Below are 15,155 nucleotides of genomic sequence, written 5' to 3'. Positions count from 1 at the left end.
AGCCTCTTGATGACTAAAGAGTCTGAAAACACAAATTTTTCGAATACAAGAGTATACCAATGTGAAGACTTAACTCCTTCTAATATTATTGATAAATTTCTATTGGATATAAAAAATATATTTTCTATCAATACTAGCGATTCGTGATTGAATACCAGACAGCCTGAATACAAGACAATTAAACTTTCACATTAAACAGTTTTTGTCTTTCAATTGTTCTATTATTAGAAACACTAAAATTGTTAACTATGAACTCAAAACAATCATTAATTTTACTGGCTATAATTATTCTGCAATTACAAGCGTCAATAAATGCTTGTACAGGTATTACATTAAAAAGTAGTGATGGAACAGTCGTTCCCGCACGTACTATTGAATGGGCCGAAAGTGTTATGAATACGATGTATATGGTTGTTCCTCGCCATCAGCAGCTTCAGTCGCTTACACCTTCCGGAATGGATGGAATGAAATTTACTAGCAAATACGGATTTATAGGCTTGTCGGTAGAGCAAAAGGAATTTATGGTGGAAGGTGTAAATGAAAGAGGTTTGTCTGCGGGACTCTTTTATTTCCCTAATTATGGAAAATACCCTTCTTACGATCCAACCCAAAAAGAGAGGAGCTTAGCCGATTTCCAATTAGTATCTTATGTATTAGGTGAGTGTGAAACGGTAGATGAAGTTAAAGAAAAACTTAAAAATATACGTGTTACGAATATTGATCCTCGTTCTTCAACTGTACATTGGCGGTTCACCGAACCATCGGGTCGTCAGATCGTACTTGAGATAGTAGATGAAATCATGCACTTCTATGATAATCCTTTGGGTGTATTGACTAATTCCCCCGGCTTAGAATGGCATTGGACAAACTTGAATAATTATATAAATTTACAACCCGGCACACCTGCCGAACATAATTTTGGACCGTTACAAATGAAAGCTTTTGGACACGGAGCTGGCTTGTTAGGACTTCCGGGTGATTTTACTCCTCCATCTCGATTCGTTCGTGCTACTTTTTTCCAACTGACAACAGCGCAGCAATCGTCTGCACCAGAAAGTGTTTTTCAGGCATTTCATATCCTGAATAATTTTGACATTCCAACAGGAACTGAACAGGATTTGGGGAAAGCATCAGCTAATGTACCAAGTGCTACTCAGTTTACAGTAGCCACAGATACACGAAATTGTATCATTTATTATCGAACAATGTACAATAGTAATATTCGTTGCATCGACCTGAAGGCCATAGATTTTGATAAAGTAAAATATTACAGTATGCCTTTGGATAGCGTAAAGAAGCAACCAGTGGAATCGGTCAATATAAAATCATAAAGTATTCATTAAGTATAAGGGTCGTTGTACTTATTCAAATAAGCAAAAATGGTTGTAAAACAGGGACATTAACTTCTATATTCTGATAAAGAGATGGTTTGAAAATCATTTATTTTCCTTTCCTCAAAATTGTTTGTGGTTTTACTGTTGGTTTACAAAAACCATTGAAACACTACTAAAACAAGGGTATTAAAACAAAAAAAGAGTTACAGTTTCTACTGTAACTCTTTAATTTTTAAGTGGTCCCACCTGGGCTTGAACCAGGGACCCCCCTGATTATGAGTAGGATTCAGAATATATAATAATGCACATATTATCAGCATATTAAATGTACTTCTATTACTCATGGTTTACTGTGGGTTTACAATATTGTTGTATTACCAAACTTGGTTAATATTACTTTTATTCTAAAATTTCCCAACATAATGGATAGGAAATTAGTTTTATAAATACTCTTTATACTTTTCTATTATACTATCTAATTTATATTGCTTTAGATTTTGTTTGTTATCATCAGCTAATAGTAAATCATTTATTGAGTGCAATAGTATTTTCTTCTCCCAATAATATGGTTTTTCAAAGTAATTAAAGAAAGCTTCTATTATTGAATAATTACTATCTGATATATCAATAAAATAATCAAATTTTACTCTTTGAATTGGTAGCCAATAGGGTTTAAAAAACTCCTTTTCTATACCTTTAAATTTAAAATTTAGTCTTATCCAATCTTCTTGTTGTTGATATAAATTATCTGGTTCTATTATATCTTCAATTCTCAAATCTGAGAGGATAGTAGGATATGTTTTTAAATATTGAAGGATGTATTGTACATCCTCCAATTGTTTGTTATATTCATCTATAAAAGTTTTCATAAATCATATTTACACTTAAAAAAATGATTGTTGAAGAGAGAAGACTTTAGAAGGGAATTATAGCTTTTATGGTTATACTATTGCCTCTTAAACTCTCCTATATATTTAGTACTAGGTCTAGTTTGTTCTATAGTGATATAATTATTATTCCTATTTAGAAGACCTTTCCATTCAAGGCTATCATTTTCTATTAAAATATCATTACCAACTCTTTTAAATAATAAATTATAATTAGTTTCATTCCTAGTTTTTATATATTCATTTTCAGAGATAACTTTATTACCTACTTTCCATTTATATTCATAATTTTCTAACTTAAGGTATAATCTATTTCTTTCAGGATTATCTAAAGATAGAGATTCATTAATCAAGTAGATTCCATCAGGTAAGATTCTACATATTATTCCATTCTGATTTTTACCTTCTTGATTTGGATATGTCACTCTCTTATAAATTTCTTTAACCTCTAGTTTCTTCCAATATAATATATCCTTATTTGTATAGTAACATTGGTTCTCTATGAATCTAATCTTAATTTGCTTTGTTAAACCTATAAATGTTGAATCTTCTTTACTTTCATTTGATTCTATATTATCAACAGTAATGTTAGTGAGGTCTATAGGTGGATAATTATATGATAAATAAAGAAAGCTTTGCTTTATCTTTGATTCATTATCAAAATCCACTTCCTCTATTGGCTTGTCAATAGGTTCACTAACATTATATACCCATTCTGTATTTGATAGTAATTCATCTTTTGATAGCTCATCATTGCCATTATTAGAGCTACAAGAAACTAAAACCACTAATAAATTGAATAAAATTGTCTTTTTCATTTTTGTAAAAGTATCTTTAAGGCTTACTCTAAATCAGTTTTCAGCATCCCTGTTGTACCAATCTAAAGCAAGAAGGCATGGTACTAGCCTTATCAGTTTCTCAGGTATCTCCAAACACCTACTAACTACAATAAGAGAAAGCCCATGCCTATAACATGAGAATCTACTTATATTACTCTTGTAGTTAGTTTTCTTAAAATTTGGAGATTTAGAGAAACTACAGCAATAAAGCAAACACTTTATATTATATATGTTTTAATTTTTTTATCTATCCATTCAGTATAGTTTACTATTCAAAACAAAAATAAGAATTTCTATCAAGAATATAAACATAACCTTTAGAATAAGATTAAATTAAAACATTGGCATGGACTAAACCTTTATATAGTAGGTTTTCAACTGTAACTTTTAATTTACTTTTATAATGGCTTACTTTTTCTTCTCTTTATTTGCACTACCATAAATAAGTATCAATATTATAATAAGCCATGTTATAATATTCAAAATTTCTATAACTCCTCTACTCATACATTACAATTTTGATTCAACATAGGGGGTATTAAACCAATTTCCAAGATGGAGGGGGAGTTAATTAGTGGTTATCTTAGCCAATGACATATAATCTAGACCTTTGTAAAGTGTATAATTTAGTTATATATATTTTATTGTTAAGGGTAGTAAGATTCTTGTTTTCTTACTAAAAAAGTAAGGGTTTATATACTCTCACTTAAGTATACATAAGCAAAAAGCTAGCAGAATCTTAATTTTTCTGTTAGCTTTTCTAAAATATCTACTTGCACAGCTACTTGTTAATAAACAAAAAAGTATTTGTGCAAAATTTACAATCTGAATAGTTTGGTTGATGGTATACTAGCTAAAATTTTAATTTTAGGCTCACTAATATTTAGCTCTCTTAGCTGTTTAGGTGTATAACCTTTCACTTTATAGACCCCTTCTGTATATGTATAGTCTAATATAGATTTAAAGAAACTAACCAGTTTACTTCTTGATTGGTCTATTCTTATTAATAATTGGTCATGAACTACAATATTCAACTTCTCTTTAATTTCATCACTAGAATATCTTTCATCAATCAAAAAACTACTTATTATTAGCTGTTTAAATGGATGATTATCTTCTAAAGCCCAAAAATAAACTGCATTTTTAAAATTTCTATATGAGACAATATTTTTAGTACATATTTCAAGTAATTTTGTGTTTAAAGCATTAATATCAATATATTTATATAATTCTTTAACTCTTGAGTAATAATGGTCTTTTTCAAAGTTCCTTGCTGTTCTAATCTTGTTCTCTAAATCTCTTTCAAATAAAAAGTCTATATTGGCTACACTTGCTTCTGTAGGAGGAATTATTATAGTTGCTAAATCTTCTATACAAGTTTGAATTTTTAATCTTCTAACCTCATCAGATTCTCTCATTTCTTTTTCTTGAGTAGCTTGATTAAATTGTTTATCTTCAAAAGAAGTTATATTGTGATTCTCTTTTAAGGTGTTATATAGGCTATTTTTATTGGAATATAATTTAGAATAAGAGAGCATCTGTTCATATAATACATCTATATTGAAATAATTTATTGCTAACTCTTTATCAATATTTTTTCTTGTTAAAGAAATTGGCTTTCCCTTAAAAACAGCTTCATTTGCTTCATCAATAATAATAGGCTCAATTCTATCAAATATATCTTTTAAATCATTAAAACCCTGTTGTAAATCTTCTGATGCTTTCAGGTAATTTATTATTCTTTCTGCCTTGATTATCAATATATCTCTGTAATTATTTATGCTATAAAAAGCTTCTTTTAAAGTACTGTAAATAATAGTATCACTTATTATTCCTTGATTAACTCTACATCTACCATGAATCTGAATCATTTTATTTATGGGTAAAATTGTATAGCTATATTGAGTACTAGATACTGTTATTAAGTGATATGTATCTCTTATATCTAGTCCAGCAAAGTAAGCACAAGTCATAAATGTTATATCATGTGACAGGTTATCTTCTGCATTTATTTCAGCTCTATATTGTGGCTCAATTCTATCATCTCTGTAGTTTGTTTCACTACATAGAATACCACATTTATTCCTTATATCTGTTGGTAATTTAGCTATTATAGCTTGGATATCTGTTAAAGAATTATAGGCTATTAATATTTTATTCTCTGAACTCCTTAAATATATCTTTTGTATTTCTTCTATTAGTAATTCATTTGTATTATTGGTGTGTAGTAAGATTATATTTCTTTTTATAGGTTCTTTTTTCTTTATTGTTGTTAATGGTTCTCTCTTTAGTTTGGGGTAAGAAAACTCTTTAACTGTTGCAGAAACTAAAGCTCTTCTTTGAAGTTTAAATCTATAATAATAGTCTATTACATTAGATAGTTGAGGTCTATAATGATTGTCAGCTTGAATAGTGTCTATCTCATCTACCATCAAGAAATATTCTCTATAAACATCTATATTTAAATCTAAGATATTATCTATCAGTTTTTTAAGACTATCAGCAACAACAATAATCTTTTTAAACTCTATAGCAGAGTTATTTAGATAATTCTTAATTTCTATATCAGTAGTAACACTCCTAGAAAGTCTTTGAGTTCCTATATATAAATAGTTAGGATTATTTCCACATTTATTTTCTCCTAAAGCTCTAGTTGGAACTACTATTATTGAGTTTCTTTTAGAGTGCATTTCTGAGTAAGTAGCACCTATTCCTGTTGCTTGCTTATCTATAAGCCCATAAGGTAATTGGGTTATTACATCAAATAGTTTTTCATTTGAATTTAATAATATTGTAGCTTCATTCTTTATGTTGCCATCTTCTTTATTCTTATAAGAATACCTAATATCTTTTTTCTCTTCATCTAAATAAAGTTTTTCTTTTCTAATGTCTGCATTTCTGATTGAATGTAGCCCATCAAAAAGAGGAATAGCTACAGGTATATCCAAATCTAAAAGGTCATCACTATTAGCCTCATGATATAGTTTACTTGACTCTACTAAGCTATCTCTATAAGCTTCCTCTAGGTATGTATTATAATCTTCTTTGTTTGATTGGGGGGTGTCTTTCATAGTTAAATTTTAAATCATGAGAATTGCACATATACTTTTATATTTATTAAACAGTAAATGTGCAATCTGCTAAAATCAATATATTTTCTTATGTAAATATATTATCTATTTTTCTACTATTATTAGGTCTCTCTATAGGCTCAACAAGCTATGCTTTCAATGAAGTTAATTCACTATTTGATATAGTAACCTTATTTAATTTTTTCAAGTTACTGGCACTTGTATCATAGTTAAGATTGACTATAATTATATAATAGGTCTTACCATTAAATATAACCCTATTAGGAAATTTATTATCTGGCTCTATATTTTCTATTTCAATCTCTATTTCATCAAGATTAAAGACTACTAAATAGCCTACATTCTTATGATAATCATTAGCATACTTTACTATTTGAGTAAAGCCACTAATTATTCTTTCTTTACCATACTTCCTCTCTGAATCATAGATTTTAATCTCCATTACTAGAGGGTCTTCTGTATTGACTAAGCTAACAATATCAGCTCTTCCTGATGCTGACTTAGGAGTAGAAAAAGGATAATCTATACCTTGGTCAAATAGATATAATCTAATGTCATCCTCTAATACTTGCTCATATTGCTTATTTTGAATTTCTTTATATTTCTTTCTCAGGGAGTCTTTTATAAACCATTCTGTTCTTAGTTTATATTTTTCTAAAATATATAATAGAGTATTTACTTCATCTAAAGAATCATGGAGATAGTTAGTTATTGGAGTTATAAATCTATCAAGAAATGCTTGGTTGTTATCTCTAGGGCTTGAATGAAAAACATTGTAGTATGTGGGGACATCTTTTAAATCAAAAAAATAATTGCAAAGATGAATCAAATATGATATTTTATGTTTTTTGTTTTTATACTCAGTTTTATCATAATAGAATTGCTCTATCCATATATCAAGTTCATCTTTATTTATTGGATATTCTGTAATAATATTTTCCAAAATACACTTAATGACAGATTCTTTATTAAGTCTATCATAAAAAAATAAATATTCATGCTTGAAATCTTCAAAATCACATTTATATAATTGATTTCTCCATTCTTGTAAATTAGCTCTTAGTTGATGATTGTAATACATAAGATAGTGTTATTTAAATAGGTTTTTCAATGTTTTATCTAAGTCATTTAAAGCTTGATTTATATCTCTTGTTGAGGTATGTACAGAAGCCTCACTGTCTTTTAGTTGAATAATACATTTACAATTATGACAGTAGACTTTAGATTCTAGCCTAGCATCTATCATTTGTATTTCAAACTGATACTTACATCTTGAGCAATAAATATCAATCCAAACTTCATCAAGGTTAAACATAAGCTATAATTTATTTCTATAAAATTAAGAAAAAGAAATATACACACTTCATTTAGTGAATAAAAAGACAATATGAGTACTGTTTTTTATATGTATTCATAAAATATTTAATTAATTCCATAGTCTATAAATAGCATAATCAATAACTAGCTATCAGTCTTGCTACTACAAAAACAGCACAAATACTTTGATGTCTACTATACAAGTATCTGTGCTATTTGCTAAAACTAAAGATGTTTCTCCAAGTAAGCTAATATTTCTCCTCTTAATCTAATCTCTTCAATAGTCATTAATAAACATCCCATAGTTATATATAGTTTATTGTCTATTTAGGTATAAAGATAATATGAGTACATATTTGTTTCTTTAGTTTAATGTATTAGGAGGAGAAGGTGCTGACTTAAGTAGGGATATAACTAAGAGATTCAGGCTTAAGTATCTCTCTCATAGTTATATTCTTTTGAGTAAATATTTTAGAAGAATAGAGAATGTTAACTTCTAATGAACTAGTAAGAAAGTCAAGCCAAAACTCTTTTCTTATTAAAAGAATTACACTTGCAGCTAATAGAGTTTCTCCTTGAAATATTGTTCCTCCAATATGGTTATTCATTGAGATAGAGATACCTTTTTTTTGAGTGTCCCATATGGCTACATACTCTGCTTTAAAATGAACCTTGTGAATATCATGAATCAAGTCATCAAAAGAATGATGCTCATTCCTAATTATCATTTCTGTCTTATAATCTTTTTCTAAAACCTCCCCTTTATTGGTGATAAAGACAGATAGCTGCACTTTTGTAAACCCATCAACATCCTGATTATCAACAACAATTAAGGAGCATTTAGATACTTCTATAATAGCTTTATTTTTTCTATAGTAGAGTTGCCTAACTTCATACTCCTCCATTTTTACAGATTGAAAGTTGAATCTTTTATAATATAGCTTTTCTTTATTCATATGAGGAGCTTCCATACTATAAGGAATTTTGACTAGATAGATTGTTTGTTCTATATCTCCATCTTTATGAATAGGGTAAATCTTCAAATTTGGAATCCTTCTGTTAATACCACTATTAATAACTAGTTCTAGCCATTCTTTAGTAAACTCATTTCCATCAATAAAGGTTATATGAGATGCTTTATGCTCTTTTTCTTGAATTCCATATATAATTATACCTCCATCTGAATTTGCAAAAGCTGAGACATCTTTTGTTATCTCAGCTTTATATTTGTCATCTTTACTTAATGCTCTAGCCTCTTTAAATTCTAAATTTAATGATTCTTCTGCATTATTGTTTATTAAAGATTCAATATCTTCAAGGGTATAATCTTCTTTGTCAAAGAATGTCATAATGTATAATTTGATTTTTATTATACAAATATAACATTAAGATTTATAAGAGATTCTTCATTGCTTCATCAATTTGACTATTCTCAAAGCTATCCAAGTATATTTGAGTTACTTTTTCATTACTATGCCCTAATGATTCAGATATAATAGAAGTAGATACACCAGACCTTTTTAATACTGTTGCAAATGAATGTCTTGCACAGTATGTAGTTAGATTTATTGGTATATTCAGTTCCTCTCCAATAGCTTTTAAAGCTTTATTTACTTTTCTTAGAACTTTGTTTATTCTGTTTAATTTCTGAATATCTGTTTTGTGAAAAGTTGATAGGATAGGGAATAAATAATTATTGTCTGAATGGCTATATTTTTCAATAATATTTAGTGCTTTATCTTGAATAGGAATCTTTATTAATTTCTTTGTTTTTCTTCTATTATATATAAGTCTATTGTCAATCAAATTATCTCTTGTAAGATAGGCTATATCAGTAAAGTTTATACCTGCACATAAATATGAAAAGTAAAATATATCAATAGATAATTGAGTATATTCTTTATTTGATTTATAACTGACTACTTTTTCTATCTCAGGTTTACTTATTGCTCTCTTAGCAGTATCTTCATGTAGTTTTGATACTTTATAAGCTCTGAATGGGTAATATTCTTGTTTAACTATATTGTCTTCAATAGCTCTATTATAAATGGCTCTAAGGGTTCTAAATCTAACCCCAATAGAGTTGTAGGCAAGACCCTTATTTCTTAGCCAAGTTTCATAGTTTTTTAACCAAACTAAATCTATTTCAGAGAATAGAATATCCAAATGAAAATTAAACTCAATTAGAGAGTTTTTCAACTCTTTGAAAGTAGAAGCATATTTTAATCTTCCTTGCTGTTTCAGTTGCTCTATATGGATATCAAATAATTCCCTAACAGTACATCTATTTGATACTCCATTTACTTTTTCTAGAAGATTTGTTATTGTATATTCTTTATTTAGTGTGTTTAGCTCTAATATATACTCTGTATATAGGTTAATTTTCTCATTAATAAGTCTTTGGATTAAGTCTTTATTAGGGCAATTCCTTTTAGGTTTGTTCTTTTCAAAATCCCAATGTTGAGGAAGAATAGATACTCCAAGAGTTAGATATTTTCTTTTACTTTCTTTAGAGATACAAATCATTAAAGGATGCTCTCCATTTGATAGTGTTTTAGATTTGTAACACAATACATTAACTGTACAACTCATCTTGTTTTGTGGTTTACAGTTGGTTTACAAACTCTATCAAAACACCACTAAAACCAGATATTTGAAACAAAAAAAGAGCCACACTAAATAGTGTAACTCTTTGATTTTCAATGTTTTAAAAGTGGTCCCAACTGGGCTTGAACCAGTGACCCCCTGATTATGAGTCAGATGCTCTAACCAACTGAGCTATAGGACCTGATTTTCGGAGGTTATCCCGAAATCGGATGCAATATTACTGCTTTTTAGCGAGACTAGCAAGTTTTTGAGTAAAAAAACTACCAGAAGATTTATCACTCAAACCACGATAGAAACTAAGAAACTTTGTATCAACGCGATAAAATTGAACTACAAAAATATTTGTTGTTATTTTTTTTACTATCGGAGAAAAGATAAGCCGCTAAACAACAAACAAGCCACTATAAATATATAAAATAGTACTACTGTCCCCTTTGTTTCTCCTAATGCAAAGAAATGAGATAATAGGAATGATCCCACTCCCATAAAAATATACAGACTCACTTGCGGTGTTATATTTATAAAGATAGAGAACAATAAAGATAAGACTGTGAAAAATATCAATAACGATAAATATGCTCTTATTTTTATTTTATCCTTATGCCTGTTAAGGAAATTATCTCCAATAATAATACTCAAAAAAAGAATTATAAAAATAAGAGAAACCCATATAGCAATATCAAAACGGAGAAAAGGAAACATAACTAACTGTTGAAAACTGCCATAATGTAGAAAAGGAGAAAGAAATTCGTTTAGATTGTCCGTAAGAAGATAAAAAGAGAATGTAGGGAAATATACTATAAAGACTCCCAAAAAGGATGCCAACAAGGATCTAAAACCAAAACACCTCATTATTACAAGAGCAATCCATGTTAATGGTACAAAAAGTAATAAAACGGATGTAAACAAACTTCCTAAAGAAAGTATAAACGTTATTTTAAATGCAGCTACAGACTTTTCTGAATGATTGTAGGATGCGAACAATATAGACACTGAAAAAAGCATACATAACGCTCCAATATACGCCGGAGATATCCATACCAACGAAGGGTGACAGCTAAACAATAAAATTATAATGGCGGGAGGCAACAGAGTCCTCCGCCTTATCAGTACAAAATCAGTATTGATATGAGCAGCTAATACCGCCATTGCAGATACAATAATACTACTACCTGCCAATGAATATAATGGATTACCCGAAAAGAAATCCAGCAGTTGCCAAAGATACCCTCCTTCCATATTTGAAGGCATAGCATTTGATGATACAACAAATGCTATCCTCATACATACTGCGAAAATAATAGAGATTATAAGAAACCCCTTCCCTTCCGCAATATGACTTTTATAAAATCTAGGAATAGTTGCCATTTTATTTGAGATCGAAACCTATATCTTTCCTATAGTATTTTTTATCATAAGATATTACATCTGCATTCTTGAAGGATAGAGATAGGGCTTCATTCTTGGTTTCTCCATATGAGCTTATTGCAATAACACGTCCTCCGTTTGTCAGCACCTTATTATTATCAAGCTTTGTTCCGGCATGAAATAAGATACTATCTTTTACCTTATCCAAACCCGACATTTCTTTATTTTTCTCATAGTCTCCCGGATAACCGCCCGATACAAGCATCACGGTAACAGCATAGCGACTATCTATTTCGAGCAATTTACTCTCCAATGTACCTATTGCAACTCCTTCTAACAAAGAAACAAAATCAGACTTTATCCGCAACATGACAACTTCAGTTTCAGGATCACCCATACGTACGTTATATTCAATTACCATAGGTTCTCCTTTGACCTCTATTAAGCCTAAGAAAATAAATCCTTTATATATAATTTTATCCTTTTTCAGCCCCTCTATTGTTGGAATAACAATGCGGTCTTCTACTTTTTTCATGAATACATCGTCAGCAAACGATACCGGCGAGACTGCCCCCATTCCTCCGGTATTCAGCCCCGTATCTCCTTCGCCAATTCGTTTATAATCTTTAGCTACAGGTAGTATTTTATATGAATCTCCATCCGTTAACACAAATACAGAACATTCTATTCCCGACAAAAACTCTTCTATAACAACAGTTTTACTAGCATCACCAAACATCCCCGAAAGCATTTCTTTTAGCTCTTGTTTGGCTTCCTCTATATCACTTATTATAAGTACGCCTTTTCCGGCAGCTAATCCATCTGCCTTCAACACATACGGAGCCTCTAGCTCTTCTAAAAATAAATAGGCTTCGTCCAATTCATCTAATGAAAAGCTTTTATATTTGGCTGTGGGAATATTATGACGCATCATAAATTGCTTAGCAAAATCCTTGCTACCTTCAAGCTGTGCTCCTATCTTAGAGGGGCCTATAACCGGAATATCTTTAATATCATCATCATTGACGAAGAAATCGTATATTCCTCTTACAAGTGGCTCTTCGGGACCTACAACAACCATATCTATCTTATTCTCTAATACGAATTGTTTTATCTCAGGAAAATCAGTGGGCAATAAGTCTATATTTACAGCTATTTCATGAGTTCCTGCATTGCCGGGAGCCACATAAAGTTCCTGAACCTTATCGCTTTGCTTAATCTTCCATGCCAATGCATTTTCACGACCTCCGTTTCCTAATAATAATATATTCATAATTAAAAAGATAATATTTTGTTGTATTCTTAGCTAGATTCACTTAATAATAGGTGTCTCAACACAAGAAGAGTTTCATGACACGTTAATTATTTGAGCAGCAAAGATACATGATTATTTTCTTAACATGAAATCAGAAATATTTATTGTAAGTTTGTACCCCTAAAAAAATGAAAATAGAAAGAATGCAAGAAGAAAAAGGAATCTTTAAGAGAGCAGAGCTATTACTGGGTGACAAATTGATGAACAAGATCTCTTCGGTAAGAGTTATTTTATTCGGCGTAGGAGGAGTTGGTAGTTGGTGTGCCGAAAGCCTGATTCGATCGGGAATAAGACATCTTACCATTGTAGATTCCGATAAAGTTTGTGAGACAAATATAAACAGACAACTTATGGCTACAACAAAAACGATTGGGCAACGTAAGGTGGAAGTATTAAAGTCTCGTTTGCTCGACATCAACCCCGATGCTGAAATAGAAATTATTGCTCAGGTATATAGCGAAGAAACTTCTGATTCTTTCAACCTTCAATCTTACGACTATATAATTGATGCAATAGATAGTCTGAAACATAAGGTACATTTAATTCGCACAGCAACACGGACTAAAGCTAAATTATTCTCTTCGATGGGTGCTGCCTTAAAAATGGATCCAACGCGAATTAAAGTTGCCGAGTTTTGGAATGTAAAAGGCTGTCCGCTCGCTGCAGCCCTTCGTCGAAAAATGAAACAAGGAGAAAAACCGTGGAAAAAATTCAAATGCGTATATAGTGACGAAGTTTTAGAAAACAAAGGTCTGAAGTATGAACATGATGAGTCAAAGAGCTCAGAATTACTAAAACAAGATAATCCGAGTGTGAAAGCTCAAACTAATGGTACGCTGGTTCATATCACAGCTACATTTGGCTTCACCTTAGCAGGGCTCGTTATTCAAGATATTTGCAAAGAATAATTTCTGAGAATACTATAAAATCAGTATTATTTCTCATATTTGTAGTAATAAATTAAATAAAACTACAATGAATGAATTAATTATTGATTACAATACACTTTCTTCCACTAAGAAAACTATAAATATCATAACAGGTATTTATTTAACCGGATTTGCTCTTTATTTTTGTATTACAGAAGGGATTGCCGGTCGTTATGGAATATTATTTTTCAGTGCACTTATAGCATTTATCCTTGCTGCGATACTATTACTAAACAATACCTTATGGATCTCGGGAGCGATACTTTCAATCGATAACAATACGGTTAAACCGAACATGTCGGGACAAAGTAAATCTGCAATAGATTGGACAAATGTAAGTAGTTTAAATATTGGTATCAGCTACATTACTTTCTCTCTGAATGGAGGACAAAAACAAAGAAAAATAGATCTCGCTACTTTAAAATACGATGATGTCAAAACAGTAAAGAGCAAAATAGTAGAAATTTGCGAATACAAAAACATCCCTTATCAGAATGATTAATATCTCCTTCTTATAAGAATATAAGACATACTATATAAATAAAAATACCCTTTAGATATTCAAAACCTAAAGGGTATTTTTATGTATATTCTAATCTTAGGAACGGTGATTAATATATCTCTACTCGCTTAGATCCATTTAACCTTGTGTACCCTTTGTATGCTTGGATTGTATCAAAAACAAAAGTCCGCATACATTTTCATGTATACGGACTTTGCATTTAAAACGGCGGTAACCTACTCTCCCACTTTTACGCAGTACCATCGGCACGACCGGGCTTAACTTCTCTGTTCGGAATGGGAAGAGGTGGAGCCCCGGTGTTATAACCACCTGAATATCTTTACTGCTGAATCTCTTGTCAGCATTATAGGATTGACCTGATGTAAAAGAGCAAATAGATACATATCATAGATACCAATCTAGCAAACCTCCGTGTTAGTTGTTCGGTGCGGACTTATCCGCACCCCGTAGAAAGCTTTCGGGCAATTAGTACTGCTCGGCTATGACATTACTGCCTTTACACCTGCAGCCTATCAACGTTGTAGTCTACAACGACCCTTATGAGGATATCTTATCTTGAAGCCGGCTTCGTACTTAGATGCTTTCAGCACTTATCCGATCCAGACTTAGCTACCCGGCGATGCTCCTGGCGGAACAACCGGTGAACCAGGGGTCTGTCCGACACGGTCCTCTCGTACTAGTGTCAGATCTCCGCAAATATCCAGCGCCCACGATAGATAGAGACCGAACTGTCTCACGACGTTCTGAACCCAGCTCGCGTGCCACTTTAATGGGCGAACAGCCCAACCCTTGGGACCTACTCCAGCCCCAGGATGTGACGAGCCGACATCGAGGTGCCAAACCATTCCGTCGATATGAGCTCTTGGGAATGATCAGCCTGTTATCCCCGGAGTACCTTTTATCCTTTGAGTCGATGGCCTATTCCATACTCGAAACCACCGGAT

The 15,155-nt window shown here is 31.1% G+C and carries 11 protein-coding genes, 1 tRNA gene and 2 rRNA genes; 3 read left to right on the top strand and 11 right to left on the bottom strand.

Translation table 11 applies throughout. The features are described 5' to 3' along the window. Positions 1 to 248 precede the first annotated feature (248 nt). Positions 249 to 1,331 carry a linear amide C-N hydrolase gene (locus tag HMPREF9456_RS15455; protein ID WP_006844499.1) on the top strand — a complete coding sequence of 361 codons (1,083 nt, stop codon included), beginning with the start codon at positions 249 to 251 and terminating at the stop codon, positions 1,329 to 1,331. 443 nt (positions 1,332 to 1,774) lie between these two features. Here the strand turns inward: HMPREF9456_RS15455 and HMPREF9456_RS15450 are convergent, their stop codons facing one another. From HMPREF9456_RS15450 to purD, 9 genes are all read right to left on the bottom strand, one after another. Continuing rightward, positions 1,775 to 2,203, bottom strand: coding sequence for a hypothetical protein (locus HMPREF9456_RS15450; RefSeq protein WP_006844498.1), 429 nt, complete (start codon positions 2,201 to 2,203; stop codon positions 1,775 to 1,777). Positions 2,204 to 2,280: 77 nt separating this feature from the next. Then, positions 2,281 to 3,039 (bottom strand): hypothetical protein, encoded by a 759-nt coding sequence (locus HMPREF9456_RS15445; RefSeq protein ID WP_006844497.1) that lies wholly within the window; start codon positions 3,037 to 3,039, stop codon positions 2,281 to 2,283. A gap of 839 nt (positions 3,040 to 3,878) precedes the next feature. Beyond that, positions 3,879 to 6,131 (bottom strand): hypothetical protein, encoded by a 2,253-nt coding sequence (locus HMPREF9456_RS15440; RefSeq protein ID WP_006844496.1) that lies wholly within the window; start codon positions 6,129 to 6,131, stop codon positions 3,879 to 3,881. 148 nt (positions 6,132 to 6,279) lie between these two features. After that, a complete protein-coding gene (locus tag HMPREF9456_RS15435) occupies positions 6,280 to 7,233 on the bottom strand; it encodes a hypothetical protein (RefSeq protein WP_006844495.1) in 954 nt (317 codons plus the stop codon). A gap of 634 nt (positions 7,234 to 7,867) precedes the next feature. Further along, positions 7,868 to 8,818, bottom strand: a complete 951-nt coding sequence (locus HMPREF9456_RS15425) for an AlbA family DNA-binding domain-containing protein (RefSeq protein WP_006844493.1) — start codon at positions 8,816 to 8,818, stop codon at positions 7,868 to 7,870. Positions 8,819 to 8,861: 43 nt separating this feature from the next. Next, entirely contained in the window at positions 8,862 to 10,061 is a 1,200-nt protein-coding gene (locus HMPREF9456_RS15420) for a site-specific integrase (RefSeq protein ID WP_006844492.1), read from the bottom strand. A gap of 122 nt (positions 10,062 to 10,183) precedes the next feature. Then, a tRNA-Ile gene (locus HMPREF9456_RS15415) sits at positions 10,184 to 10,257 on the bottom strand. A 179-nt stretch (positions 10,258 to 10,436) separates the two neighbouring features. Further along, positions 10,437 to 11,360 carry a hypothetical protein gene (locus HMPREF9456_RS15410; RefSeq protein WP_018075123.1) on the bottom strand — a complete coding sequence of 308 codons (924 nt, stop codon included), beginning with the start codon at positions 11,358 to 11,360 and terminating at the stop codon, positions 10,437 to 10,439. A gap of 85 nt (positions 11,361 to 11,445) precedes the next feature. Continuing rightward, positions 11,446 to 12,717 (bottom strand): phosphoribosylamine--glycine ligase, encoded by a 1,272-nt coding sequence (gene purD / locus HMPREF9456_RS15405; protein WP_006844490.1) that lies wholly within the window; start codon positions 12,715 to 12,717, stop codon positions 11,446 to 11,448. A gap of 170 nt (positions 12,718 to 12,887) precedes the next feature. Here purD and HMPREF9456_RS15400 point away from each other — a divergent pair, with 170 nt between their 5' ends. Then, the gene (locus HMPREF9456_RS15400; protein ID WP_006844488.1) at positions 12,888 to 13,667 is read left to right on the top strand and encodes a tRNA threonylcarbamoyladenosine dehydratase; all 780 of its coding nucleotides are present in this window, start codon (positions 12,888 to 12,890) and stop codon (positions 13,665 to 13,667) included. 67 nt (positions 13,668 to 13,734) lie between these two features. Continuing rightward, positions 13,735 to 14,190 (top strand): hypothetical protein, encoded by a 456-nt coding sequence (locus tag HMPREF9456_RS15395; RefSeq protein WP_006844487.1) that lies wholly within the window; start codon positions 13,735 to 13,737, stop codon positions 14,188 to 14,190. A 223-nt stretch (positions 14,191 to 14,413) separates the two neighbouring features. Here HMPREF9456_RS15395 and rrf read toward each other — a convergent pair. Both rrf and HMPREF9456_RS15385 read right to left on the bottom strand, forming a co-directional pair. Then, positions 14,414 to 14,524: ribosomal RNA gene (gene rrf / locus HMPREF9456_RS15390) — 5S ribosomal RNA — on the bottom strand. Between the two features lie 131 nt (positions 14,525 to 14,655). Next, positions 14,656 to 15,155 (bottom strand): 23S ribosomal RNA (locus HMPREF9456_RS15385); the annotation flags it as partial.

It is taken from the genome of Dysgonomonas mossii DSM 22836, from assembly GCF_000213575.1.
GTDB lineage: Bacteria > Bacteroidota > Bacteroidia > Bacteroidales > Dysgonomonadaceae > Dysgonomonas > Dysgonomonas mossii.
Note: the sequence above shows the minus strand (reverse complement) of the source record. Positions and strands in the feature narration are given on the sequence as shown.

What these genes read in the sequence shown, in the direction of transcription:
- HMPREF9456_RS15395 (WP_006844487.1), top strand. Translation starts at nt 13,735, where the DNA reads ATGAATGAATTAATTATTGATTACAATACACTTTCTTCCACTAAGAAA.
- HMPREF9456_RS15435 (WP_006844495.1), bottom strand. Translation starts at nt 7,233, where the DNA reads ATGTATTACAATCATCAACTAAGAGCTAATTTACAAGAATGGAGAAAT.
- HMPREF9456_RS15420 (WP_006844492.1), bottom strand. Translation starts at nt 10,061, where the DNA reads ATGAGTTGTACAGTTAATGTATTGTGTTACAAATCTAAAACACTATCA.
- purD (WP_006844490.1), bottom strand. Translation starts at nt 12,717, where the DNA reads ATGAATATATTATTATTAGGAAACGGAGGTCGTGAAAATGCATTGGCA.
- HMPREF9456_RS15400 (WP_006844488.1), top strand. Translation starts at nt 12,888, where the DNA reads ATGAAAATAGAAAGAATGCAAGAAGAAAAAGGAATCTTTAAGAGAGCA.
- HMPREF9456_RS15445 (WP_006844497.1), bottom strand. Translation starts at nt 3,039, where the DNA reads ATGAAAAAGACAATTTTATTCAATTTATTAGTGGTTTTAGTTTCTTGT.
- HMPREF9456_RS15450 (WP_006844498.1), bottom strand. Translation starts at nt 2,203, where the DNA reads ATGAAAACTTTTATAGATGAATATAACAAACAATTGGAGGATGTACAA.
- HMPREF9456_RS15440 (WP_006844496.1), bottom strand. Translation starts at nt 6,131, where the DNA reads ATGAAAGACACCCCCCAATCAAACAAAGAAGATTATAATACATACCTA.
- HMPREF9456_RS15425 (WP_006844493.1), bottom strand. Translation starts at nt 8,818, where the DNA reads ATGACATTCTTTGACAAAGAAGATTATACCCTTGAAGATATTGAATCT.
- HMPREF9456_RS15455 (WP_006844499.1), top strand. Translation starts at nt 249, where the DNA reads ATGAACTCAAAACAATCATTAATTTTACTGGCTATAATTATTCTGCAA.
- HMPREF9456_RS15410 (WP_018075123.1), bottom strand. Translation starts at nt 11,360, where the DNA reads ATGAGGATAGCATTTGTTGTATCATCAAATGCTATGCCTTCAAATATG.